Origin of the sequence: Pseudomonas sp. PA-1-6B, assembly GCF_021609545.1 — a bacterium.
GTDB classification, from domain to species: Bacteria; Pseudomonadota; Gammaproteobacteria; order Pseudomonadales; family Pseudomonadaceae; genus Aquipseudomonas; species Aquipseudomonas fluorescens_BV.
In genome coordinates, this window is the sequence record NZ_WJZM01000008.1 from 63,674 (window position 1) to 86,629 (window position 22,956).

Annotated in this window: 23 protein-coding genes; 12 read left to right on the plus strand and 11 right to left on the minus strand. The window is 60.4% G+C overall.

Going from position 1 to position 22,956, the window contains the following annotated elements:
* Nucleotides 1-20 precede the first annotated feature (20 nt).
* Nucleotides 21-668, minus strand: a complete 648-nt coding sequence (locus tag GIV35_RS06610) for a hypothetical protein (RefSeq protein WP_105225289.1) — start codon at nt 666-668, stop codon at nt 21-23.
* Nucleotides 669-1,037: 369 nt separating this feature from the next.
* Here GIV35_RS06610 and coxB point away from each other — a divergent pair, with 369 nt between their 5' ends.
* The 4 genes from coxB to GIV35_RS06630 all read left to right on the plus strand — a co-directional run bounded on the left by coxB (nt 1,038) and on the right by GIV35_RS06630 (nt 5,417).
* Nucleotides 1,038-2,165: a cytochrome c oxidase subunit II gene (gene coxB, locus GIV35_RS06615; RefSeq protein WP_032894328.1), complete on the plus strand. Its 1,128-nt coding sequence runs from the start codon at nt 1,038-1,040 to the stop codon at nt 2,163-2,165.
* 58 nt (nt 2,166-2,223) lie between these two features.
* Nucleotides 2,224-3,807 (plus strand): cytochrome c oxidase subunit I, encoded by a 1,584-nt coding sequence (gene ctaD / locus GIV35_RS06620; protein ID WP_003187339.1) that lies wholly within the window; start codon nt 2,224-2,226, stop codon nt 3,805-3,807.
* A gap of 135 nt (nt 3,808-3,942) precedes the next feature.
* The gene (locus tag GIV35_RS06625; protein WP_236264113.1) at nt 3,943-4,494 is read left to right on the plus strand and encodes a cytochrome c oxidase assembly protein; all 552 of its coding nucleotides are present in this window, start codon (nt 3,943-3,945) and stop codon (nt 4,492-4,494) included.
* Nucleotides 4,495-4,529: 35 nt separating this feature from the next.
* Entirely contained in the window at nt 4,530-5,417 is an 888-nt protein-coding gene (locus GIV35_RS06630; RefSeq protein ID WP_105225290.1) for a cytochrome c oxidase subunit 3, read from the plus strand.
* 6 nt (nt 5,418-5,423) lie between these two features.
* Here the strand turns inward: GIV35_RS06630 and GIV35_RS06635 are convergent, their stop codons facing one another.
* On the minus strand, nt 5,424-5,627 hold the full coding sequence (locus GIV35_RS06635; protein WP_003187345.1) for a twin transmembrane helix small protein: 204 nt from the start codon (nt 5,625-5,627) through the stop codon (nt 5,424-5,426).
* Between the two features lie 31 nt (nt 5,628-5,658).
* On the opposite strand from GIV35_RS06635, the gene GIV35_RS06640 reads away from it, so the two are divergent.
* The 5 genes from GIV35_RS06640 to GIV35_RS06660 are packed head-to-tail and all read left to right on the plus strand — an operon-like array spanning nt 5,659 to nt 9,582.
* Nucleotides 5,659-6,423: an SURF1 family protein gene (locus GIV35_RS06640; protein ID WP_105225291.1), complete on the plus strand. Its 765-nt coding sequence runs from the start codon at nt 5,659-5,661 to the stop codon at nt 6,421-6,423.
* Nucleotides 6,389-6,973: a hypothetical protein gene (locus GIV35_RS06645; protein ID WP_202690879.1), complete on the plus strand. Its 585-nt coding sequence runs from the start codon at nt 6,389-6,391 to the stop codon at nt 6,971-6,973. The genes GIV35_RS06640 and GIV35_RS06645 overlap by 35 nt, the downstream gene beginning before the upstream one ends.
* A gap of 10 nt (nt 6,974-6,983) precedes the next feature.
* Nucleotides 6,984-8,063: a COX15/CtaA family protein gene (locus GIV35_RS06650; protein WP_202690880.1), complete on the plus strand. Its 1,080-nt coding sequence runs from the start codon at nt 6,984-6,986 to the stop codon at nt 8,061-8,063.
* Complete coding sequence (gene cyoE, locus GIV35_RS06655) at nt 8,051-8,950, plus strand: heme o synthase (RefSeq protein WP_223022966.1); 900 nt, start codon at nt 8,051-8,053, stop codon at nt 8,948-8,950. The genes GIV35_RS06650 and cyoE overlap by 13 nt, the downstream gene beginning before the upstream one ends.
* Nucleotides 8,947-9,582, plus strand: coding sequence for an SCO family protein (locus tag GIV35_RS06660; protein WP_213153194.1), 636 nt, complete (start codon nt 8,947-8,949; stop codon nt 9,580-9,582). The genes cyoE and GIV35_RS06660 overlap by 4 nt, the downstream gene beginning before the upstream one ends.
* Before the next feature lie 152 nt (nt 9,583-9,734).
* Here the strand turns inward: GIV35_RS06660 and GIV35_RS06665 are convergent, their stop codons facing one another.
* From GIV35_RS06665 to GIV35_RS06675, 3 genes are read right to left on the minus strand one after another with little or no spacing between them, the layout of a single operon-like run.
* Nucleotides 9,735-10,505 carry a MetQ/NlpA family ABC transporter substrate-binding protein gene (locus GIV35_RS06665; RefSeq protein ID WP_003187353.1) on the minus strand — a complete coding sequence of 257 codons (771 nt, stop codon included), beginning with the start codon at nt 10,503-10,505 and terminating at the stop codon, nt 9,735-9,737.
* Nucleotides 10,506-10,556: 51 nt separating this feature from the next.
* Entirely contained in the window at nt 10,557-11,231 is a 675-nt protein-coding gene (locus GIV35_RS06670) for a methionine ABC transporter permease (RefSeq protein WP_003187354.1), read from the minus strand.
* Nucleotides 11,231-12,238 (minus strand): methionine ABC transporter ATP-binding protein, encoded by a 1,008-nt coding sequence (locus tag GIV35_RS06675; protein WP_034129230.1) that lies wholly within the window; start codon nt 12,236-12,238, stop codon nt 11,231-11,233. Before GIV35_RS06675 ends, GIV35_RS06670 begins: the two co-directional genes overlap by 1 nt.
* Nucleotides 12,239-12,503: 265 nt before the next feature.
* Here GIV35_RS06675 and katE point away from each other — a divergent pair, with 265 nt between their 5' ends.
* Nucleotides 12,504-14,645: a catalase HPII gene (gene katE, locus GIV35_RS06680; RefSeq protein WP_198715737.1), complete on the plus strand. Its 2,142-nt coding sequence runs from the start codon at nt 12,504-12,506 to the stop codon at nt 14,643-14,645.
* Nucleotides 14,646-14,731: 86 nt separating this feature from the next.
* Here katE and GIV35_RS06685 read toward each other — a convergent pair whose 3' ends face one another.
* The 4 genes from GIV35_RS06685 to zur are packed head-to-tail and all read right to left on the minus strand — an operon-like array spanning nt 14,732 to nt 17,522.
* Nucleotides 14,732-15,451, minus strand: coding sequence for a PA5502 family lipoprotein (locus tag GIV35_RS06685; RefSeq protein ID WP_105225297.1), 720 nt, complete (start codon nt 15,449-15,451; stop codon nt 14,732-14,734).
* Nucleotides 15,452-15,488: 37 nt separating this feature from the next.
* A complete protein-coding gene (gene znuB, locus GIV35_RS06690; protein ID WP_034129232.1) occupies nt 15,489-16,277 on the minus strand; it encodes a zinc ABC transporter permease subunit ZnuB in 789 nt (262 codons plus the stop codon).
* Nucleotides 16,270-17,040: a zinc ABC transporter ATP-binding protein ZnuC gene (znuC, locus tag GIV35_RS06695; protein ID WP_003187361.1), complete on the minus strand. Its 771-nt coding sequence runs from the start codon at nt 17,038-17,040 to the stop codon at nt 16,270-16,272. The genes znuB and znuC overlap by 8 nt, the downstream gene beginning before the upstream one ends.
* Nucleotides 17,040-17,522, minus strand: a complete 483-nt coding sequence (zur, locus tag GIV35_RS06700; protein ID WP_014716336.1) for a zinc uptake transcriptional repressor Zur — start codon at nt 17,520-17,522, stop codon at nt 17,040-17,042. The genes znuC and zur overlap by 1 nt, the downstream gene beginning before the upstream one ends.
* 58 nt (nt 17,523-17,580) lie before the next feature.
* Here zur and GIV35_RS06705 point away from each other — a divergent pair, with 58 nt between their 5' ends.
* A complete protein-coding gene (locus tag GIV35_RS06705) occupies nt 17,581-18,510 on the plus strand; it encodes a zinc ABC transporter substrate-binding protein (protein WP_105225298.1) in 930 nt (309 codons plus the stop codon).
* A 107-nt stretch (nt 18,511-18,617) separates the two neighbouring features.
* Here the strand turns inward: GIV35_RS06705 and GIV35_RS06710 are convergent, their stop codons facing one another.
* Together GIV35_RS06710 and GIV35_RS06715 are read right to left on the minus strand one after the other, a co-directional pair.
* The gene (locus GIV35_RS06710) at nt 18,618-19,571 is read right to left on the minus strand and encodes a homoserine kinase (RefSeq protein ID WP_105225299.1); all 954 of its coding nucleotides are present in this window, start codon (nt 19,569-19,571) and stop codon (nt 18,618-18,620) included.
* A 56-nt stretch (nt 19,572-19,627) separates the two neighbouring features.
* The gene (locus tag GIV35_RS06715; RefSeq protein ID WP_016978788.1) at nt 19,628-19,918 is read right to left on the minus strand and encodes a DUF2782 domain-containing protein; all 291 of its coding nucleotides are present in this window, start codon (nt 19,916-19,918) and stop codon (nt 19,628-19,630) included.
* A 74-nt stretch (nt 19,919-19,992) separates the two neighbouring features.
* On the opposite strand from GIV35_RS06715, the gene polA reads away from it, so the two are divergent.
* A complete protein-coding gene (gene polA, locus GIV35_RS06720; protein WP_236264114.1) occupies nt 19,993-22,788 on the plus strand; it encodes a DNA polymerase I in 2,796 nt (931 codons plus the stop codon).
* Nucleotides 22,789-22,956 lie beyond the last annotated feature (168 nt).

The following is a 22,956-nucleotide window of genomic DNA, read 5'->3' on the forward strand; positions in this document are numbered from 1 at the left end:
ATCTTTGTAAGCCGGACGATTTACGCAGGTTGATCCAGCGACAGCTCAACCCCAAGCTGGCGCGACAGGCACGGCCAGCGCTTCCAGGACGCTTCGGTCTGCGGGCTCTTGAGCTGTTCGCGATAGGCCTCGACCGACTCCAGCGCAAAGCTTTCCTCGTTAAGCATCTCATCCACCGCCAGGTGCACGGCTTCATCCAATTGGTTGGCGAAGTCTTCACCGATCAGTTGGTGGGCGATCACGTTGGCCACGGTGGTATCCGCTGGAATCAGCGGCTGGCCAAAATGCTTGATATACAGATCGTTCACTTCTTCGACCAGGCGATGCGCCAGGTAGGCCTCATCCAGCAGGCCATCAAGGCCGTCGTGGCCGGCCAGAATCGCTGGCGGCTGCAGGAAAAAATGTTCAGCGATTTTCAGTACCGGTTTGATCTGGCTTTCAATCCCGGCCTCACGGGCCACGTCATTGGCGGCGTCGAGCAAGTCAGGAACCAGGTCGATGTAGGCGGTCACAAAGCGCGTCATGACGATATTGCGATCCTCGTCAGCCAGGGAAATGGCCGAGTGCAGGTGCGGCAATTGTTGTTCCAGCTGAATGGCAAGCTGGCCGGTGCTGGCTTCGTGTTGATGGGCACGGGAAATCTGCTCGCGCAATGCGGCGGTGTTCATGAAGGCTCCAGTGAAGCAGGCGTAGGAAAAGGGAGAAGATAAGGTAGTTCGTTTATACGAGCGCCTAAGACGCATTTGTCATAATTATTTCATGGTTATAGGCAGGGGTTATATCGAAATGCCATCGTTCGTCGGATAAACGATTCCGCCGCCCATTTTACGGGCTCCGTCTGTCTGTTTCTATTCATTTGCCCCCACACATTGCGGGGTTGCTACGGCTGTCTATACTCGATTTTGTACGCAATTAGCTGATGACGCCCAACTGCATGACGCAGGCAAGGCTTGGCGGTTGTAAGCAGTATGGAAGCCGCTCCCTTCGCCGCAGGTGCAAACCGGCGGGATAACAAGAAACATAAAGGGGAACCCGCAATGACGCGACATCCACACGTTTGGATGGGCCTCCTGTTGTGGTCGGTATTCGGCCAGGCGCACGCCGCCTGGACTACGAATATGGCGCCAGGGGCTACTGAAGTCAGCCACGCTGTGTTTGACCTGCACATGACCATTTTCTGGATCTGTGTGGTAATCGGCATCGTCGTGTTTGGCGCGATGTTCTGGTCGATGATCCTGCACCGCCGGTCCACGGGCCAGGTAGCGGCGAAGTTCCACGAAAGTACCACCGTGGAAATCCTCTGGACCGTGGTGCCCTTGCTGATCCTGGTGGCCATGGCCATTCCGGCCACCAAGACCCTGATCAACATCTACGACAGCAGTGAGTCGGATATCGATATCCAGGTCACCGGCTATCAGTGGAAGTGGCACTACAAATACCTGGGCCAGGATGTGGAGTTCTTCAGCAACCTGGCCACACCCGCCGAGCAGATCCATAACCAGGCCACCAAGGGCGAGCACTACCTGTTGGAAGTCGACCAGCCGCTGGTATTGCCGGTGGGCGCCAAGGTGCGCTTTCTCGTTACCGCCGCCGATGTGATCCACTCCTGGTGGGTGCCGGCCTTTGCGGTCAAGCGCGATGCTATCCCTGGCTTCGTCAACGAGGCCTGGACCCGCGTCGAGAAGCCCGGCATCTACCGTGGTCAGTGCGCTGAACTGTGTGGCAAGGACCATGGCTTCATGCCCATCGTGGTGGAGGTCAAGTCCAAGGCCGACTACGACACCTGGCTGGGCGAGCGCAAGGAGGAGGCCGCCAAGCTCAAGGAGTTGACCTCCAAGGAGTGGACGCTGGACGAACTGGTGGCCCGTGGCGACAAGGTCTATCACACCACTTGCGTGGCCTGTCACCAGGCTGAGGGCCAAGGCTTGCCACCGATGTTCCCGGCGCTCAAGGGTTCGAAAATCGCCACGGGGCCGGCCAAAGACCATCTGAGCATCGTGTATCACGGCAAGCCCGGCACCGCGATGGCAGCTTTCGGCAAGCAGCTCTCGGAAGTGGATATCGCCGCTGTGGTGACCTATGAGCGTAACGCCTGGGGCAATAACAAAGGCGACATGGTCACGCCCAAAGACGTGCTGGCTCTGAAACAGGCGGAAAGCAAATGACGACTTTCATTGCCAATGCCCTGAATCGTCCCGCTCACTCGCTTGCAGGAGAACGGCCATGAGCACTGTGATCGACCATGGTCATGCCGACCACGCCCACGGCCCCGCCAAGGGCCTGATGCGCTGGGTGCTGACCACCAACCACAAAGACATCGGCACCATGTACCTGTGGTTCGCCTTCACCATGTTCCTGCTCGGCGGCTCGTTCGCCATGGTGATCCGCGCCGAGTTGTTTCAGCCGGGCCTGCAGATCGTGCAGCCGGCGTTCTTCAACCAGATGACCACCATGCACGGGTTGATCATGGTATTCGGCGCAGTGATGCCTGCCTTTGTCGGGTTGGCCAACTGGATGATCCCGCTGATGATCGGCGCGCCGGACATGGCCCTGCCGCGCATGAACAATTTCAGCTTCTGGCTGCTGCCGGCGGCGTTCCTGCTGCTGGTGTCCACCTTGTTCACGCCCGGCGGCGGGCCGAATTTCGGCTGGACCTTCTACGCCCCGCTCTCCACCACCTATGCGCCGGAAAGCGTGACGTTCTTTATCTTTGCCATCCACCTGATGGGCATCAGTTCGATCATGGGCGCGATCAACGTGGTCGCCACCATCCTCAACCTGCGTGCGCCGGGCATGACCCTGATGAAAATGCCGCTGTTCGTATGGACCTGGCTGATCACCGCATTCCTGCTGATCGCGGTGATGCCGGTACTGGCGGGCTGCGTGACCATGATGCTGATGGATATCCACTTCGGCACCAGCTTCTTCAGTGCGGCCGGTGGTGGCGATCCCGTGCTGTTCCAGCATGTGTTCTGGTTCTTCGGGCATCCCGAGGTGTACATCATGATCCTGCCGGCCTTTGGCGCGGTCAGCTCGATCATCCCGACCTTCTCGCGCAAGCCGCTGTTCGGTTACACCTCGATGGTCTACGCCACCGCGAGCATCGCGTTCCTGTCGTTCATCGTGTGGGCGCACCACATGTTTGTGGTGGGCATTCCGCTGGTGGGTGAGCTGTTCTTCATGTACGCCACCCTGCTGATCGCCGTGCCCACCGGGGTGAAGGTGTTCAACTGGGTCAGCACCATGTGGCAAGGCTCACTGACGTTCGAGACGCCGATGTTGTTTGCGGTGGCCTTTGTGATCCTGTTCACCATCGGCGGCTTCTCCGGGCTGATGCTGGCGATTGCCCCGGCGGACTTCCAGTACCACGACACCTACTTTGTGGTGGCGCATTTCCATTACGTACTGGTGCCCGGCGCGATCTTCGGGATCTTCGCTTCGGCTTACTACTGGCTGCCGAAATGGACCGGCCACATGTACGACGAAACCTTGGGCAAGTTGCACTTCTGGTTGTCTTTCGTGGGTATGAACATGGCGTTCTTCCCCATGCACTTTGTGGGGCTGGCCGGTATGCCGCGCCGGGTGCCGGACTACAACCTGCAGTTCGCTGACTTCAATATGGTCTCGTCCATTGGTGCCTTCATGTTCGGCGCCACGCAGATCTTCTTTCTGTTCATTGTCATCAAGTGCATCCGTGGCGGCCCGCCTGCGCCGGCCAAACCGTGGGATGGCGCCGAAGGCCTGGAATGGAGCGTGCCCTCGCCGGCGCCGTATCACACCTTCACCACGCCGCCGGAGGTCAAATGAAGCCCTCCCTATACTCCCCCTGTGGGAGCGGGCTTGCCCGCGATGGCGGTATGTCAGGCGCTGAATCTACCGGCGTTGAGATCCTCATCGCAGGCAAGCCAGCTCCCACAGAAAGTCCAAAGCCAGGTGGGCGCTATGGCTGACTCCGTACCGCTCAAGCGCCTGGTCACCCGCCTGCTGATCCTGGTGCTGGCAATGTTCGCCTTCGGCTTCGCCCTAGTGCCGATCTACGACGTGATGTGCAAGGCGTTCGGCATCAACGGCAAGACCGCCGGGCAGTACGAGGGTGAGCAAATGGTTGACCCCTCTCGCCAAGTGCGGGTGCAGTTTCTGTCCACCAACGCCATCGACATGGTCTGGGAATTTCACTCCAAGGCCGATGAGATTGTGGTCAACCCCGGAGCAGTCAACGAGATGCTGTTCGTGGCCTACAACCCCACTGATAAGCCGATGACCGCCCAGGCGATACCCAGTATTTCCCCGGCCGAAGCGGCGATGTACTTCCACAAGACCGAATGCTTTTGCTTCACCCAGCAAGTGTTGCAGCCCGGTGAGCGCATTGAGATGCCCGTACGTTTCATCGTCGACCGCGCGATGCCCAAGGATGTGAAGCATTTGACCCTGGCGTACACGCTGTTCGATATCACTGCGCGCCAGCCGCCCATGGCCGTCAGGACCGGGGGCTAGCTACTGTTTGCCCCCTCAATCAGGAGAGCGAATACATGTCGACTCATGATACGTACTACGTACCAGCGCAAAGCAAATGGCCAATAATTGCCACGATTGGCCTGCTGGTCACCGTGTATGGCCTGGCCGTGTGGTTCAACGACTTGAAGGCCGCGCGCCCCGAATCCCACGGGCCGTGGGTCTTTTTCGTCGGCGGTTTGTTGCTGGCCTACATGCTGTTTGGCTGGTTTGGCGCGGTGATCAAGGAAAGTCGCGCCGGGCTGTACAGCGCCCAGATGGACCGCTCGTTCCGCTGGGGCATGACCTGGTTCATCTTTTCGGAGGTGATGTTCTTCATCGCCTTTTTTGGTGCGCTGTTCTACGTGCGCGTCTGGGCTGGGCCTTGGTTGGCGGGCGAAGGGCCCAAGGGCATTGCCCATATGCTGTGGCCGAACTTCGAGTTTGCCTGGCCCCTGCTGAACAACCCCGACCCCAAGCTCTACCCAGCGCCCAAAGGCACCATCAGCCCCTGGGGCCTGCCATTGGTCAACACCATCCTGCTGGTGAGTTCCAGCGTGACCATCACCATTGCCCACCATGCCCTGCGCAAAGGCCATCGTGGTGCGCTGAAACTCTGGTTGGCGATCACCGTGCTGCTGGGCCTGGCGTTTCTTGGGTTCCAGGCCGAGGAATACATCCACGCCTACAAAGAGTTGGGCCTCACCCTGGGTTCGGGCGTGTACGGCGCGACGTTCTTCATGCTCACGGGCTTTCACGGCGCCCACGTGACCATCGGCACCATCATTCTGTTTGTGATGCTGATGCGCATCCTGCGCGGGCATTTCAATGCCGAGCACCAGTTCGGTTTCGAGGCGGCCAGTTGGTATTGGCACTTTGTGGACGTGGTGTGGATCGGGCTGTTTTTCTTTGTCTATGTGCTGTGACGCCGGTTACCACGGCGCATGAGAGACCAATTGGCCGCTGAAAAAACCCCAGGCGATCAAGCCCACGGTGATCACGGCCAGCGTGACACGCACGGTCAAGGCGGTGACGAGGCGGTTGGAGTTGCCCTCGTCCTTGACCAGGAAGAACAAGCCACTGAACAGGCTCACGACGGTCGCGATCAGCATCAGGGCAATGGCGGCTTTGAGCATGGTCTGGCTCCGGGCTAATTGGGGAGGGGCGATGAGATCGAGTATAGCCAGTGCCATGCAACGCTTTCGTCCGGGCATCGCGCCGACGCTGGTGGTACTGGTGTTGCTGCCATTGATGGTGGGCCTGGGGTTTTGGCAATTGTCCCGCGGGCACGAAAAGCAACTGTTGGTAGACCGTTATGCCGAGCGCCGCGCCGCCGAGCCGGTCAGCAGTGCGCAACTCAATGACATGGCTGATCCAGCCTTCCGTCGTGTTCACCTTCGCGGGCAACTGGATGGTGAACACAGCGTATTGCTGGATAACCGCATGCGTGACGGCAAGGCCGGTGTCGAGTTGCTGCAACCCTTTCATGATCAGGCCAGCGGCCTGTGGCTGTTGCTCAATCGCGGCTGGCTGCCCTGGCCAGACCGGCGTATCGCGCCCGCCTTTACTACCCCTGAACAGACGCTGAACCTCGACGCCTGGGTGTACGTCGCCCCCGGCGAGACCTTCCAACTGCATGCCGACCCGGCCAGCACGCAATGGCCGCGCCTGCTTACCGCGCTGCACCCTGCCGCCCTGTGGGGCGAACTGGGGCGCAGTGGTTTTGCTTATGAATTGCGTGCCGAAGCGGGCCCCGGCACCTACGAAACCACCTGGCCCGTCGTCGCCATGGGCCCGGAAAAACACCTGGCCTACGCTGTGCAATGGTTCGCCATGGCCATGGCGTTGCTGGCGCTTTACCTCTACCTCGGATGGCATAACAAAAAGGAGAAGCCCCATGGGAGCGGCCATGAATCCACCCAGCACACCTGACACGCCTGATCGGCGCAAGGGGCGCTGGCAGCTGATTTTGATCTTGATGATGGTGATCGGCCCGATGGCGCTGGCCACCTTCATGTACAAATTGCAGTTCTGGGTGCCGGACAGCCGCAGCTATCACGGCGAACTGATCGGCAACGGCCAGACCCGTGCCGACATCGGCGTGCAGGCCGATGAACAGCGCTGGCAACTGCTGGTCACCGCCCCCACCGCCTGTGCCGCTGATTGCCAGCAACTGGTGTACCTGGCGCGCCAGTTGCAGATCAGCCTTGGCCGGGATGCATCCCGTGCCAGCCATGCCCTGGCCGGCGCGCAACCGTTGAGCAGCGAATACGAGGCCAAGCTCAAGGCCGAATATCCACAGCTGCAGCGCTACCCGCTGGATGTGTCGACCTTTACCAGGAACGCTGCCGCGCCCGGTGAGGCACAACTGTGGATCGTCGACCCCCACGGCAATCTGGTGCTGCGCTACGACGCCAAGGTCAAGGGCAAGGACTTGCTCAACGACCTGCGCTTGCTGCTGAAACTGTCGAACATCGGATAAGGGCACTCTCATGGCCAAGCCTGGATTTCGCCTCGCGCTGTTTGCCACGTTACTGGCGTTGTTTGTCGTGCTGCTCGGCGCCTATACCCGCCTGACTCACGCCGGCCTCGGCTGCCCGGACTGGCCGGGCTGCTATGGCTTTATCAGCGTGCCGCAAAGCGAAGCCCAACTGGCCCATGCCGAGTTGCACTTTCCCGACACGCCGGTGGAGGCCGACAAAGGCTGGGCCGAGATGACCCATCGCTACTTCGCGGGCAGCCTGGGCCTGTTGATCGCGCTGCTGGCGGCGCGTTCGTGGCGTCATCGACGTGATCCGGGCCAGCCCGTGAAGCTACCGCTGTTCCTGCTGGCGGTGGTGTTCGCCCAAGCGGCGTTTGGCATGTGGACCGTGACCTTGAAGCTCTGGCCGCAAGTGGTCACAGGGCATCTTTTGGGCGGCTTTGCGACCTTGAGCCTGCTGTTTCTGCTGACCCTGCGGCTGTCCGGCGTACTACCGGCGCTGGTCGTGCCCAAGCGCCTGCAATATTGGGCGACGGCGGGGCTGGTGCTGGTGATCGGGCAGATCGCCCTGGGCGGCTGGGTCAGCTCCAACTACGCGGCGGTGGCCTGTGTCGATTTGCCCACCTGCCATGGCCAATGGTGGCCGACGGCAGACTTCGCCAATGGTTTTCACCTGACCCAGCACATCGGCCCCAATTACCTGGGGGGCCAGCTCGACAGCGAAGCGCGCACTGCCATCCACCTGACGCATCGCATCGGCGCCGTGCTGGTCACGCTGGTGCTGCTCGGTTTGGCCTGGCAACTGCGAGCAGTGGGGATGACGCGCCTGGCCGGCCTGCTGTTGATCGCCCTGGCTGCGCAGATCTGCCTGGGGGTGAGCAACGTGGCGTTCGGCCTGCCGCTGCCAGTGGCGGTCGCACACAACGCCGGCGGGGCAGCGTTGTTGATGACGCTGGTGCTGGTCAATTATCACGCGCGCACCAGCCTGGTTCGGGTGCGTCACCCGCGCCTGTTCGGCTGGCGTTTTATCCCGCGCAAACAGGTGTCGGGCCTCATCACCCTTAAAGGAGAGCTGCCATGGCGACCGTGATCAGCGCACGTCGCGACCGGGCCATCTGGCGTGACTATTTAGAGCTGACCAAGCCCAAAGTAGTGGTACTGATGCTGATTACTTCGCTGGTGGGCATGTTCCTTGCCACCCGCGCCGGGGTGCCCTGGACAGTGCTGGTGTTCGGCAACCTCGGCATTGCCCTGTGTGCCGGCGGCGCGGCGGCGGTGAACCATGTGGTCGATCGACGGATTGATGCCGTGATGGCGCGCACTCACAAGCGGCCGATGGCTGAGGGGCGTGTCTCGCCGATGGCGGCGTTAGCGTTTGCGTTGTTCCTGGCTATTGCAGGATTGGCCCTGCTGCTGGCGTTCACCAACCCGCTGGCGGCCTGGCTGACCTTGGCTTCGCTGCTGGGTTATGCAGTGATCTATACCGGCTTTCTCAAGCGAGCGACGCCGCAGAATATCGTCATCGGCGGTCTGGCCGGTGCGGCGCCGCCGCTGCTGGGCTGGGTGGCTGTCACTGGGCATGTGAGTGCCGAACCCTTGCTGCTGGTGCTGATCATCTTCGCCTGGACCCCGCCACACTTCTGGGCCCTGGCCATTCACCGCAAAGAGGAATACGCCAAGGCCGACATCCCGATGCTGCCGGTCACCCATGGCGAGCACTACACCAAGGTGCATATCCTGCTGTACACCTTCGCCCTGCTGGCGGTGAGCCTGATGCCCTACGTTATCCACATGAGCGGGCTGCTCTACCTGGGCTGTGCGCTGGTATTGGGTGCGCGCTTTCTGCAATGGGCCTGGGTGTTGTACCGTGGCAGCCAGCCGCACGCGGCGATCAACACGTTCAAGTACTCTATCTGGTACTTGCTGCTGCTGTTTATCGCCCTGCTCGTAGACCACTACTTATTGTTGAACCTATGACTCGAACTCAAAAAACCGTCTTCATCCTTGTGGCCCTGGTGGCGTTGATCATGGGCCTGACCGTCAACAAAGTGCTCTCGGGCAAAGGCCAGGGCGATCCTACTGTGCTGATCGACGCCGGCATCATTCTGCTGCCGCAAAGCCGCCAGTTGCCAGCGGTGACCATGACCGACCAGGAAGGCCAGCCGGTGGTGGTCAATGAGTTGAAGGGCAAGTGGAGCCTGCTGTTTTTCGGTTACACCTTCTGCCCGGATATCTGCCCGACCACCCTCGCCCAGCTTCGCCAGATCAAGGGTGAGCTGCCCAAAGAGGCTGTGGACAAGTTGCAGGTGATCCTGGTCAGCGTCGATCCGCACCGCGATACCCCGGCGCAGCTCAAGCAGTACCTGGGTTACTTCGACCCACAATTCCAAGGCCTGACTGGCGCGAACGTGGAGGATGTGCAGAAGGTCTCGAATGCGGTGAGCATTCCCTTCATTCCGGCGGATACCAGCAAGCCGAACTACACCGTCGACCACAGCGGTAACCTGGCACTGATCGGCCCGGATGGTACTCAGCGTGGGTTTATTCGCGCGCCGTTGAACAACAAGAAACTGGTGGCGCAGTTGCCGGGTTTGCTACAGCGCAAATAGAGTCAAGGCGAGACAAATGTGGGAGCTGGCTTGCTCGCGAAAGTTGGGTGTCAGTCGCCGAAAATATTGACTGAACTACCGCATTCGCGAGCAAGCCCGCTCCCACATTTATTGATCTCCATTAAGCAGGAGATCGGTCTATCAGGTCGAAATCAGAACGCCGGCTTGATCGCGCCTTTGTACTTCTCTTCGATGAATTTCTTCACTTCAGGCGTGTGCAGGGCTGCAACCAGCTTCTTCACCGCGTCCGCATCCTTGTTGTCTTCGCGGGTTACCAGGATGTTCACGTAAGGCGAATCGCTGCCTTCGATCACCAGGGCATCCTTGGATGGGTCAAGCTTGGCTTCCAGGGCGTAGTTGGTGTTGATCAGCGCCAGGTCGACCTGGGTCAGCACGCGCGGCAGGGTGGCGGCTTCCAGTTCGCGGAATTTCAGGTTTTTATCGTTGCCGGTGATGTCCTTGATGGTCGACAGGATGTTGGTCGGGTCCTTCAGGGTGATCAGGCCGTTCTTGGCCAGCAGCAACAGCGCACGGCCGCCGTTGGTGGCGTCGTTCGGGATCACCACGTTGGCGCCGTCAGGCAGGTCGGCCAGTTTTTTGTACTTGCTGGAGTAAGCGCCCAGAGGTTCCAGGTGCACAGCGCCGACGCTCACCAGATGAGTGCCTTTGGCCTTGTTGAATTCATCCAGGTACGGCTGGTGCTGGAAGAAGTTGGCATCCAGGCGCTTTTCAGCCACCTGTACGTTCGGCTGCACGTAGTCGGTGAAGACTTTGACCTTCAGATCCACGCCTTCTTTGGCCAGGGCAGGCTTCACGAATTCGAGGATTTCGGCGTGAGGCACCGGCGAAGCAGCGACCGTAATGGTCTCGGCGTGGGCGGAAAACGCAGCCACGGCGGCGAAAGCAACCAGTAGTTTTTTCATCCAGCAAGCTCCTTGTTCGGGCATCTGCCGGCTATGTGCCGGCAATGGCCGTTATTTACGAGAAAAGTGCACCACCAGCCGGTCGCCGACGGTTTGCAGAATTTGCACCAGAATCAACAGCATCACCACAGTGACCACCATCACATCGGTCTGGAAGCGCTGGTAGCCAAAACGGATTGCCAGGTCGCCCAGGCCGCCAGCACCGACCACACCAGCCATCGCGGTGTAGGAAACCAGTGTAATCGCCGTCACCGTAATCGCCGCGAAGATGCCAGGGCGGGCCTCGGGCAATAGGGCATTGGTGATGATCTGGCGGGTGGTGGCGCCCATGGCCTGGGTGGCTTCGATGATGCCACGGTCCACTTCGCGCAGGGCAGTTTCCACCAGGCGCGCAAAGAATGGCGTAGCGCCGACGACCAGTGGTGGGATCGCACCGGCAACACCCAGCGACGTGCCGGTGATCAGTACCGTGAACGGAATCATCACGATCAACAGGATGATGAACGGCAGCGAGCGCAAGATATTCACGATCAACGACAACAGTGCATACAGGCCTTTTTGTTCGAACAGCTGGCGCGGGCTGGTCAGGAACAACAGCACGCCCAGGGGCAGCCCCAGTAGCACGGTGAAGAACAGCGAGCCGAACAGCATGGTCATGGTGTCGCCGGTGGCGAGCCAGATTTCAGACCAGTCGATATTGGCGAAGAAACTCAGGAACACGTCCATCAGCGCAGGACCTCCATGTGAACGTCGGCGGCGGTGAAGCGTGCAAACGCAGCTTCCATGTCACCGCCGGTGACGGCGAGGGTCAGTTGCCCGTAAGGGATGTCTTTGATGCGGTCGATACGACCGGCAAGGATGCTGTAGTCCACCCCGGTTTCCCGTGCGACGGTACCCAGCAGTGGCGCGTAGGTCGCGTCCCCTTGGAACGTCAGGCGCACGATACGGCCTGGCACATGGGCAAAGTCGTCGCGCTGCTCGCCTTCGTCCACCTGTTCGGCTTCTTGTACGAAGCGTTTGGTGGTCGGGTGCTTGGGGTGCAGGAACACGTCGGCCACCGAGCCTTGCTCGACGATCACCCCGGCGTCCATCACGGCGACCTGGTCGCATACGCGGCGGATCACGTCCATTTCATGGGTGATCAACACGATGGTCAGGTTCAACTCGCGGTTGATCTCGGCCAGCAGTTGCAGGACCGATGCCGTGGTTTGCGGGTCGAGGGCGCTAGTGGCTTCGTCGCACAGCAGGATTTTTGGCTTGGTCGCCAGGGCTCGGGCTATGCCGACGCGCTGTTTCTGGCCGCCGGACAACTGCGCCGGGTACTTCTTGGCGTGGTCCGACAAGCCGACGCGGGCGAGCAGCTCAGCCACACGCTGGTCGATTTCCTTGCGCGACAGTTCACCGGCCAGGGTCAGCGGCAGCGCGACGTTGTCGGCCACGGTTTTGGACGCCAGCAAGTTGAAGTGCTGGAAGATCATCCCGACCTGCTGGCGAAAGCGCCGCAGGCCGTTGGCGTCCAGCGCAGTGACTTCTTCGCCATCCACCTTGATCTGGCCGCCACTGGGCTCTTCCAGGCGGTTGATCAGGCGCAACAGGGTGCTTTTACCGGCACCCGAGTGGCCAATCAGGCCAAACACCTGGCCGTTCTCGACGCGCAGGCTGGTGGGGTGCAGGGCGGGGATATCCTTACCGGCGACGCGGTAGGTTTTATGGACGTTTTGAAACTCGATCACGTAGCGAACCTTGTGGGGCGCATTGAAAAGGGATCAGCGGTTAGCCGGGCGCGCATTTTAGCCTGTCCATCTAGTGTTTCTTAGCATTTATTTCGTATCCATCCAGCGATTTGGCAATAACGAGACCAAAGGTCATAAAAAAGGAACGGCCCAAAACCCCATCAGTCACTACATAAGCAATTCGATGTCCCGGGTGCCGTGCCTGGGGTTTCGCTCAAACGAGCCGGGGACCGCTCTGGCCACTTTGACTAAGGAGTTTTGACTGATGAGTACCAAGAAGCCAGCCACCCCGCCGAAGAGTGAACTCGCGGGCACTGATACCCTGGACCGAGGGAATACCAACGCCAAACTGCAGGCGTTGGAAGAATTCCGTTCTGATGCAACCGGCCAGGCCCTGCGCACCAACCAGGGCGTGAAGATTTCCGACAACCAAAACAGCCTGAAAGTCGGCGCCCGCGGCCCTTCGCTGCTGGAAGACTTCATCATGCGTGAAAAGATCACGCACTTTGACCATGAGCGTATCCCCGAGCGCATCGTGCATGCCCGTGGTACGGGGGCCCATGGCTATTTCCAGAGTTACGGCGACCATTCGGCACTGACCAAGGCCGGTTTTCTACGCACGCCTGAGCATAAAACTCCGGTATTCGCACGTTTTTCCACGGTGCAGGGCCCGCGTGGTTCCGGCGACACCGTGCGTGACGTGCGCGGTTTTGCCGTGAAGTTCTTCACCGACGAAGGCAACTTCGACCTGGTGGGCAACAACATGCCGGTGTTCTTCATCCAGGATGCGATCAAATTTCCTGACTTCGTCCACGCGGTGAAGCCCGAGCCTCATAACGAGATTCCTACCGGCGGTTCGGCCCACGATACGTTCTGGGACTTTGTCTCGCTGCAACCGGAATCCGCACACATGGTGATCTGGGCCATGTCCGACCGCGCCATTCCAAAAAGCCTGCGCGCCATGCAGGGCTTTGGGGTACACACCTTCCGTTTGATCAATACCGAAGGTAAGTCCAGCTTCGTGAAATTCCACTGGCGTCCAAAAGTCGGCACCTGCTCGCTGGTATGGGATGAGGCGCAAAAGCTGGCCGGTAAAGATACGGACTACCACCGTCGTGACCTGTGGGAAGCGATTGAAAGCGGCGATTACCCCGAGTGGGAGCTGGGCGTACAGATCGTGGCCGAAGAAGACGAGCACACGTTTGATTTCGACTTGCTCGACCCGACCAAGATCATTCCAGAAGAACTGGTGCCGATCACGCCGCTGGGCAAAATGGTGCTCAACCGTAACCCGGACAACTTCTTCGCTGAAGTCGAGCAGGTTGCGTTCTGCCCGGGCCACATCGTGCCGGGCATCGACTTCACCAACGACCCATTGCTGCAGGGCCGTCTGTTTTCCTACACCGATACCCAGATCAGCCGACTGGGCGGGCCGAACTTTCATGAGATTCCAATCAACCGGCCTGTCGTGCCTTTTCATAACGGCCAGCGCGACGCTCAGCATCGCACCGTGATTGATAAGGGTCGTGCGTCCTACGAGCCAAACTCTATTGATGGTGGTTGGCCGAAAGAAACCCCTGCTGGTCCTACCGATGGTGGCTTTGAGTCCTACTACGAGCGCGTCGATGCCAACAAAGTGCGTGAGCGCAGCGAATCCTTCGGTGACCATTTCTCCCAGGCGACGCTGTTCTACAACAGCATGAGCCACCACGAGAAAGAGCACATTATCGCGGCCTACAGTTTTGAGCTGGGCAAGGTGGAGCGCGAGTTCATCCGTGCGCGCCAGGTCAACGAGATCCTGGCCAATATCGACCTGGAGCTGGCCAAGCGCGTTGCGCAGAACCTGGGCTTGCCGGCGCCGACCAAGGGCACCGTGCCTGCCCGTGAAACCTCGTTGAAAGAATCGCCAGCCTTGAGCCAGGTGAATTTGCTATCGGGCGATATCAAAACGCGCAAAGTGGCGATTCTGGCAGCCAACGGCGTTGATGGTGCGGCCATTGACGCGTTAAAAGCCGCGCTTGAAGCTGAAGGTGCCCATGCCAAGTTGCTGGGGCCTACTTCGGCGCCGGTGACCACCGCGCAGGGCAAGACGCTGCCGGTCGACGCCTCGATGGAAGGCATGCCGTCCATTGCCTTCGACGCAGTGTTTATCCCGGGTGGCAAAGAGTCCGTGAAGGCGCTGAGCGGTGATGGCGTGGCGTTGCATTACGTACTGGAAGCCTACAAACACCTGAAGGCGATTGCGGTAGCCAGCGATGTGAAGCCGTTGCTGGACCTGCTGAAGCTGGAAGCGGATGCGGGGTTGATCGTGGGCGCGGATGCCAAGGCGTTCAAGGCCTTCTTTGCGGCCATTGCCCAGCATCGAGTGTGGGAGCGTGAGCCGAAATCCAAGGCGATTCCGGCTTAACTTATCGGTTGTTTGTTAGATCGTCATCGTAGGCAAGCCAGCTCCCACACCGCTCAAATGTGGGAGCTGGCTTGCCTGCGATGCTTTTAATCCGCCTTGCGCGGAATCAGCACAACCTGCGCCGGAATATGTTTCAGGATTTGCCGGTGAATCTTCAGGTCATACCCCGAATCAATCCGCTTGACCCGCTTGGTCAGTAACGTGGCCAGCCACGGGTAATCCTGGGTGCGTGGCACCTGGATGCTGACGTCGCACTGGTAATTCACCACATCGGTGGCGATGGCGTCCAACTGATGGCGCATGTCTTCAACATCCGCAAGGTTCAGCGCCACGGTGGTGCTTGGCGCTGCCGGGTCGATGACCTTGGCGGCAGGCTTGGCCTCAGCGGCTTTCAACGCAGCTTCTGCCTGGTCCAATTCGGCTTTGCGCGCATGGCTGATGGCGCTGTTGACGCCACCGGTCAGCGCAGGCGCCTTGGGCATCAGGGCGCGGGCACGGCTCAGGGCCGTGGCGGCCGCGTTGACGTCGCCTTTTTGCAGCACGATCTGGCTGCGCTGCAGGTAGGCTTCGGCCAATTGACGCTGGTAGGCCTCTAGTGCCGGGTCGCTGGGCGATTGGGCCTGTAGTGCAGCCAGTTGGTCTTCGGCGGTGGCCAATTCGCTGCTGGCCAGGTTTTGTTCCAGCTGCGCGATGGCCGCAGCCCGCGGATCCGGAGCCTGGGGGGCAGCGGGCGGCGTACTTTGGCAGGCGCCCAGCAGCAGTGAAAATGCGGCAAGGAGCAGATAACGGGAGGTGAACGGCTTCATTCCTGCGACTCTCTATTTGCGCAAAAAGCGAGCAAGTCTACACCCCTCGACGGGGCAGGACAAAACTCAGCAGAAACAGGGCGGCCGCCGTAACCACAATCGACGGCCCGGCCGGTGTGTCCTTGAACCAGGACAGCGCCAGGCCACCACACACTGCAAGCATCCCCAGGAGGCTGGCGCCAATCGCCATCTGCTCCGGAGAGCGAGCGTGGCGCTGGGCGGCGGCGGCTGGAATGATCAGCAGCGACGTGATCAACAATACGCCGACAATCTTCATCGCGACAGCAATCACCACGGCGATGAGCAACATCAAGGCCATACGCAGGCCTGCGACGGGCAAGCCTTCTACCTTGGCCAGTTCTTCATGCACGGTGATCGCCAGCAACGGGCGCCACAGGGCCACCAGCAACACCAGCACCGCAGCGCTGCCGCCGAGGATCCAGGCCAGGTCGGTCGGGCTGATCGCCAGCAGGTCACCGAACAGGTAGGCCATCAGGTCGATGCGCACTTCATGCATGAAGCTCAGCACCACCAGGCCCAGGGACAAGGTGCTGGGTGCGAGGATGCCCAGCAGGGTGTCGGAGGCCAGTGGCTGGCGTTGCTGCAGGGTCACCAGCAGTACGGCTAGCAGCAGGCAGCCGACGGTCACGGCGATGGCCGGGCTTACATCCAGCAGAAAGCCCATGGCCACGCCCAGCAAGGCGGCATGGGACAAGGTGTCGCCGAAATAGGCCATGCGTCGCCAGACCACGAACGAGCCCAATGGGCCCGCCACCAGTGCCAAAGCCAAGCCTGCCAGCAGGGCGTAGAGCAGAAAATCAGCCATGCTTGCAGCTATCTCCATGAACGTGGGGGGTATCGACGACGGCGCCATGCAGGTCATGGGCGTGGTCATGGTGGTGATGGTAGATCGCCAGGCTCTGGGCGTTCTTGCCGAACAGTTCCACGAACGCCGGGTCGCCACTGACCTGTTCCGGGTGGCCGGAGCAGCACACGTGGCGGTTGAGGCAGACCACTTGGTCGGTGGTGCTCATGACCAGGTGCAAGTCGTGGGAGACCATCAGTACGCCGCAACCATGGCGGTCGCGCAGGCGGGTGATCAGGCTGTACAGCTCGGCCTGGCCGGCGACATCGACGCCTTGCACGGGCTCATCGAGTACCAGCAGCTCGGGCTCGCGCAGCAAGGCGCGGGCCAGCAGCACGCGCTGCATTTCGCCGCCGGAAATACTTTGCACCGGGTTGTCGATGACGTGTTCGGCGCCGACTTCCTTAAGCGCAGCCTGGGCGCGGGCGCGGTCTACGCCAGGCACCAGGCGCAGGAAGCGCAATACGGAGAGCGGCAATGTCGGGTCCACATGCAGCTTTTGCGGCATATAGCCCACGCGCAGCTTGGGCTTGCGCCAAACCGTGCCGCTGTGGGGCTTGAGCAGCCCGAGCACGGCGCGCACCAAGGTGGTTTTGCCGGCGCCGTTGGGGCCGATCAGGGTGACGATTTGCCCCGGTTCCACGCTCAGTGCGATGTTCTCCAGCACGTTTTGCCCGGCGAACGTGACCCCGACCTGCTCCAGGCGGATTAACGCATTGCTCATCAAACCCCCTGGCAGCCTGCGCACAGGCCGACCACTTCGACCGTTTGCCCTTCGACCTTGAAGCCGACGTCGGCAGAGCTTTTGATAATGGCGTCGCTGATGCTTTTTTGTTCAAGCTCAATGGCGGCGTGGCACTCGCGGCAGATCAGGAACTGGCCCTGATGCGCGTGCTCCGGGTGGTTGCAACCGACAAAGGCGTTAAGCGAGGCGATACGGTGCACCAGGCCGTTTTCCAGCAGGAAATCCAACGCACGGTAAACGGTGGGCGGCGCGGCGCGGCGGCCGTCCTGCTCGCTGAGGACGCCGAGAATGTCGTACGCGCCCAAAGGCTTGTGGCTCTGCCACACCAGCTCCAGCACCCGGCGACGCAAGGCGGTCAGGCGCAAGCCTTTCTTTGCGCACAGGGTGTCGGCCTCTGACAATGCGGTGTGCACGCAGTGAGAGTGGTCGTGGGGACGGCTGGCAAGCGGTGTTTTAGGCATGAGCGGCGACAGATATTTGATAGAGACGTTATTATGTTACCCGTTCCTACGCCATCGAGTGGTCATCGTGTCCCGACTTTTTCCCGTTTTTGTCGTATTTGTCACCAGTTTGTTCGTTGCGGGTGCCGCTCAGGCCGAGGTCAAGGTGCTGACGAGCATCAAGCCCTTGCAACTGATTGCCGCTGCCGTGCAGGACGGCGTGGCTGTTCCGGAGGTATTGCTGCCGCCGGGGGCGTCGCCGCACAACTTCGCTTTGCGCCCATCCGACGTACGGCGTGTGCAGTCGGTGGACCTGCTGTACTGGATCGGGCCGGACATGGAAACGTTTTTGCCGCGTGTGCTCAAAGGCCGTACGGCGCCAACGGTGGCCGTGCAGGACCTGCCAGGTATGAAACTGCGCATTTTCGGCGAAGATAGCCACTCTCATGCCGATGAAGCCGACGAACATGATCACGATCACCGCCCAGGCAGTGTGGATGCGCACCTGTGGCTGTCCACGGTCAATGCACGTGTGATCGCCATTCGGATGGCGGCCGATCTTAGCGCTGCCGACCCAGCCAATGCCGAGCGTTATCAGAGCAATGCGAAGGCCTTCGAAGAACGCCTGAACGCGCTGGATGCGCGCCTGAAGCAGCGTTTGGCGGGCGTTGATGGCAAACCTTATTTCGTGTTTCACGAAGCCTTTGACTACTTCGAAGAGGCGTACGGTTTGAAGCATGCTGGCGTGTTCAGCGTGGCCGCCGAAGTGCAGCCGGGCGCGCAGCACGTAGCGGCGATGCGCGCGCGTTTGCAGGAAGTGGGCAAGACTTGCGTGTTCAGCGAGCCGCCATTGCGACCGAGGTTGGCCGAAACCCTGGTGGCCGGGTTGCCGGTGAAGTTGGCGGAATTGGATGCGTTGGGTGGCTATACGCCGGCTACCGCGCAGGGTTATGAGCAGGTGCTGGAAAAGCTCGGCAATGATCTGGCCGGTTGCCTGGAGTCGCTCTAACAGGTAACACAAAACCCCTGTGGGAGTGGGCTTGCCCGCGATAGCGCAGTGTCAGTCGATACTGCTATTGCAGGCAAGCCAGCTCCCACATTGGCCGAGTCGGTCTTTTAAAGTGCGAACGGCAGGTGGACCGTGACCTGTTGACGCTGCGCCAAGCGGTGCTCGAACTCAGCCGGGTCATGAATCAACACATCCTGCCCTGCAAATGATTCGGCCGCGATCAGCCGGGACAGCCAGAACCGTACGCACGCCACGCGCAGCATGGTCGGCCATAGCTCGGCTTCCTTCGCGGTAAACCCCCGTAGCCCCGCGTAAGCGCCCAGCAGCGCCCGGGCACGGTGACCGTCAATCACGCCATCGGCATCCGAGCACCAGTCATTCAATGCGATGGCCACGTCGTAGAGCATCGGCCCCGAACAGGCGTTGTAGAAGTCGATCAGGCCTGTCAGGTGCGTGCCTTCAAACATCGCGTTATCGCGAAACAGATCGGCGTGCACATTCGCCCGCGGCAGGCCGAGAATGTCGGCCTTGTGGGCGTCGATCTCGGCCAGCGCATCGCGCAACAGGCGTTGCTGGGCCTCGTTGAGGTGCGAAATGAGTTGCGCGCCCTCGCAGAGCATCCAATCCAGGCCGCGGTCGGTCTTGCGTTCAAGTACCTTTTCGCCCTGGGTGGCCAAGTGCAGGTGGCCGAGCAGTTCGCCAACCTGGGTGCAATGCTGTGCATTGGCCTCCTTGATGTGCTTGCCCGCCAGGCGCGGTTGCAGCAAGGCCGGTTTGCCCTTGAGTTCGCGCAAAGCGATGCCGTCGGTGGTACGCAGGGCGTACGGCACAGGCAGGTCGGCGTCGTGGAGCACGTCGAGCAGTTCGATGAAGAACGGCATTTCTGCCACCGGGCCACGCTCAACCAGGGTCAGGACGAACTCGCCCTGCTCCAGGCTGATAAAGAAATTGGTGTTTTCGCTGCCGGCGGCAATCCCCTGGAAATCAAGCAGGCGGCCGAGCCCATAAGGGGCGAGAAAGGTTTCCAGCTCGGGCCGAGCCAGGGGGGTGAACACAGACATGGTTAAAACTGCCGTTACGGGCGCTACGGTGGGCAGCGCCGGTTAAAATTAAGAAATCATTTCCATTCGAAGATCTTCCATGACGGGATCAGCATATCCGGCTGGTCAGAGCGGATGAAATTCGCGTCGGTGCCGTCCGCACGTACCAGAAAGTACGGTGGTGCGCCCTTCGGGGTGACCTTGATCGCGTACAGAAAGCCGTTTTGGCGGTATTCCTGGATGGTTTTGTCGCCTTCCGTGCGAATGGTAACTTCCGGATCACCTCCAGGGGCACTGTCTGCCGCCATGGCAGCCATCGGAGCGAGTGCAATCAAACCGGTCAACAGCAGGCGATTGAATGTACGCATGATAACCTTGTCCCTTTGTTTTCATTGGTCCGGCTATTCTAGCGCCTGACCCGCCGAAAAGGTTGATCCTGCTCATGAGCCAAGCGCCCCTCGTCCTGGTGGACGGTTCTTCTTATCTGTATCGCGCCTTCCACGCGCTGCCGCCGCTGACCACCTCCAAAGGCCTGCCCACCGGTGCGGTCAAGGGCGTGTTGAACATGCTCAAAAGCCTGCGCAAGCAGTACCCGGACAGCCCATTTGCGGTGGTTTTCGACGCCAAGGGTGGGACTTTTCGCGATGAGATGTACGCCGAATACAAAGCCAACCGCCCGAGCATGCCTGATGACATGCGCCTGCAGATCGAGCCGCTGCATCAAAGCGTGATCGCTCTTGGCTTCCCGTTGCTGTGCGTCGAGGGCGTCGAGGCCGATGACGTGATCGGTACCCTGGCCCGCAGCAGCGCGGCCGCCAGCCGCCCGGTGGTGATCTCGACCGGTGACAAAGACATGGCGCAGCTGGTGGACGGCCACATTACCTTGGTCAACACCATGACCGGTAGCTCGATGGACATCGAGGGCGTTAAGGAGAAATTCGGCGTCGCTCCGGAGCAGATCATCGACTATCTGGCGTTGATGGGGGATTCGTCCGACAACATTCCCGGCGTTCCGGGCATTGGCCCCAAGACCGCCTCCGGCTTGCTGGTAGGGGTCAATGGCGGCCTCAAAGAGCTTTATGAGCAGCTGGATATTGTGCCGACCCTGCCTATCCGTGGGGCCAAGACCCTGCCGGCCAAGCTGGAGGAGCACAAGGAGATGGCATTCCTGTCCTATCAGTTGGCGACGATCAAGATCGATGTGCCGCTGGATATCGGGCTGGATGACTTGCACCTGATCGAACCGGATCGCGAAAAGCTGCTGGAGCTGTACACGCTGCTTGAGTTCAAGAGCTGGTACGACGAAATCCAGCGCGATGCCAAGCGTGTCGAGCTCAAGTCGGCGAGCGAGGTTGCGCCTGCCGCCGAAATGCCGGTCGAGGCTGTTGTATCAGTACCGGTAGAGGCGGTTTACACCACTATTCTGGACCAGGCTACCTTCGACGTGTGGCTGAAAAAACTCCACGATGCGCCGTTGTTTGCTTTCGACACCGAAACCACCGGCATCGACGCCCAGCAGGCGCAATTGGTCGGGGTCTCGTTTGCTGTGCAGCCCCATGAAGCCGCCTACATCCCGCTGACCCATTCCTATATCGGCGCGCCGGATCAATTGGACCGCGACACCGTTCTGCTGGCCCTGAAACCGCTGCTGGAAGACCCGACCAAACTCAAGGTGGGCCAGCACGCCAAGTTCGATATGAACATCCTGGCCAACTGCGCCATTGGCGGCGACCCTGCACAGGGCATTACCGTGCGCGGCATCGCCTTCGACACCATGCTCGAATCCTACGTGCTCAATTCCACCGCGACGCTGCATGACATGGACAGCCTGGCGAAGAAATACCTGGACCACGACACGGTCAGTTTCCAGGACATCGCCGGCAAAGGTGCCAAGCAACTCACGTTCGACCAGATTGCCCTTGAGCAAGCCGGCCCTTACGCGGCCGAAGATGCCGATGTGACCTTGCGCTTGCACCAGCACCTGTACGCGCAGCTGACGGCAATCCCGAGCCTGGCCAGTGTGCTGACGGACATTGAGATCCCGCTGGTGCCGGTGCTGGCACGCATCGAGCGCCAGGGCGCACTGGTGGACAAGGACCTGCTCGGCATCCAGAGCATCGAGCTGGGTAACAAGATGGTCGAGCTGGAGCGCCAGGCGTACGAGATCGCCGGTGAAGAATTCAACCTGGGCTCGCCCAAGCAGCTCGGGGCGATCCTGTACGAGAAGCTCGGCATGCCGGTGCTGAAAAAAACCGGCAAGGGCCAGGCATCCACCGCTGAGGAAGTGTTGGCCAAACTGGCCGAAGATGATTTTCCGTTGCCCAAGGTACTGATGCAGTACCGCAGCATGAGCAAGCTCAAAAGTACCTATACCGACCGCCTGCCGGAACAGATCAACCCGCGTACCGGGCGTATTCATACCTCTTACCATCAGGCCGTCGCGGCGACCGGGCGCTTGTCCTCCAGCGATCCGAACCTGCAGAACATTCCGGTGCGTACCGCCGAGGGGCGGCGCATTCGCCAGGCGTTTGTCGCGCCCAAGGGCTACAAGCTGCTGGCGGCGGACTATTCGCAGATCGAGCTGCGGATCATGGCGCATTTGTCCAAGGACGAAGGCTTGATGAACGCCTTCCGCAATGACCTGGACGTGCACACGGCCACGGCGGCCGAAGTGTTCAAGGTCGAGTTGAATGAGGTCACGTCCAACCAGCGCCGCAGCGCCAAGGCGATCAACTTCGGCCTGATTTACGGCATGGGCGCCCAGAAGCTGGGTAAGGACATCGGCGTCGATACCAAGACCGCCAAGGCTTACATCGATGTGTACTTCGCTCGCTATCCAGGGGTGCGCGAATATATGGAGCGCACCCGCGCCCAGGCGGCGGATCAGGGGTATGTCGAAACCTTCTTCGGGCGGCGCCTGTACTTGCCGGATATCAACTCCAACAAGCCCCAGGAGCGCGCGGCGGCCGAGCGCACAGCGATCAACGCGCCGATGCAGGGCACGGCGGCGGACATCATCAAGAAAGCCATGGTGCAGGTGGATAACTGGCTGACCGAGTCGGGCCTGGATGCCAAGGTCATCCTTCAAGTGCACGACGAATTGGTGCTGGAGGTGCGTGAAGACCTGGTCGCGCAGGTCAGCGAGAAGATTCGCGAGCATATGAGCGCAGCGGCTCAGTTGGACGTGCCGTTGGTGGTGGACGTAGGCGTGGGCGATAACTGGGACGAGGCGCACTGATTCCGCGGCTTCGCCATCACCGTCAGTGGTGGCGAAGCGGTTTAGATCGGAAACCGTCGTCAGTTATTTCCAATAGTTTTTTGAGCCTGTCGGAACTTAACCTGTGAACTGCCACTCAGAGTTACTGAATGGGTGGTGAAGCCCTTCAATGCTCCTATGTTGTGTTAA

Coding starts and splice junctions, on each gene's coding strand:
- cyoE (WP_223022966.1), top strand. CDS start 8,051: ATGGCGACCGTGATCAGCGCACGTCGCGACCGGGCCATCTGGCGTGAC.
- coxB (WP_032894328.1), top strand. CDS start 1,038: ATGACGCGACATCCACACGTTTGGATGGGCCTCCTGTTGTGGTCGGTA.
- GIV35_RS06635 (WP_003187345.1), bottom strand. CDS start 5,627: ATGCTCAAAGCCGCCATTGCCCTGATGCTGATCGCGACCGTCGTGAGC.
- znuC (WP_003187361.1), bottom strand. CDS start 17,040: ATGAGCAATGCGTTAATCCGCCTGGAGCAGGTCGGGGTCACGTTCGCC.
- GIV35_RS06630 (WP_105225290.1), top strand. CDS start 4,530: ATGTCGACTCATGATACGTACTACGTACCAGCGCAAAGCAAATGGCCA.
- GIV35_RS06640 (WP_105225291.1), top strand. CDS start 5,659: ATGAGATCGAGTATAGCCAGTGCCATGCAACGCTTTCGTCCGGGCATC.
- zur (WP_014716336.1), bottom strand. CDS start 17,522: ATGCCTAAAACACCGCTTGCCAGCCGTCCCCACGACCACTCTCACTGC.
- ctaD (WP_003187339.1), top strand. CDS start 2,224: ATGAGCACTGTGATCGACCATGGTCATGCCGACCACGCCCACGGCCCC.
- GIV35_RS06710 (WP_105225299.1), bottom strand. CDS start 19,571: ATGTCTGTGTTCACCCCCCTGGCTCGGCCCGAGCTGGAAACCTTTCTC.
- GIV35_RS06610 (WP_105225289.1), bottom strand. CDS start 668: ATGAACACCGCCGCATTGCGCGAGCAGATTTCCCGTGCCCATCAACAC.
- GIV35_RS06660 (WP_213153194.1), top strand. CDS start 8,947: ATGACTCGAACTCAAAAAACCGTCTTCATCCTTGTGGCCCTGGTGGCG.
- GIV35_RS06645 (WP_202690879.1), top strand. CDS start 6,389: ATGGGAGCGGCCATGAATCCACCCAGCACACCTGACACGCCTGATCGG.
- GIV35_RS06650 (WP_202690880.1), top strand. CDS start 6,984: ATGGCCAAGCCTGGATTTCGCCTCGCGCTGTTTGCCACGTTACTGGCG.
- GIV35_RS06685 (WP_105225297.1), bottom strand. CDS start 15,451: ATGAAGCCGTTCACCTCCCGTTATCTGCTCCTTGCCGCATTTTCACTG.
- polA (WP_236264114.1), top strand. CDS start 19,993: ATGAGCCAAGCGCCCCTCGTCCTGGTGGACGGTTCTTCTTATCTGTAT.
- znuB (WP_034129232.1), bottom strand. CDS start 16,277: ATGGCTGATTTTCTGCTCTACGCCCTGCTGGCAGGCTTGGCTTTGGCA.
- GIV35_RS06670 (WP_003187354.1), bottom strand. CDS start 11,231: ATGGACGTGTTCCTGAGTTTCTTCGCCAATATCGACTGGTCTGAAATC.
- GIV35_RS06665 (WP_003187353.1), bottom strand. CDS start 10,505: ATGAAAAAACTACTGGTTGCTTTCGCCGCCGTGGCTGCGTTTTCCGCC.
- GIV35_RS06625 (WP_236264113.1), top strand. CDS start 3,943: ATGGCTGACTCCGTACCGCTCAAGCGCCTGGTCACCCGCCTGCTGATC.
- GIV35_RS06715 (WP_016978788.1), bottom strand. CDS start 19,918: ATGCGTACATTCAATCGCCTGCTGTTGACCGGTTTGATTGCACTCGCT.
- katE (WP_198715737.1), top strand. CDS start 12,504: ATGAGTACCAAGAAGCCAGCCACCCCGCCGAAGAGTGAACTCGCGGGC.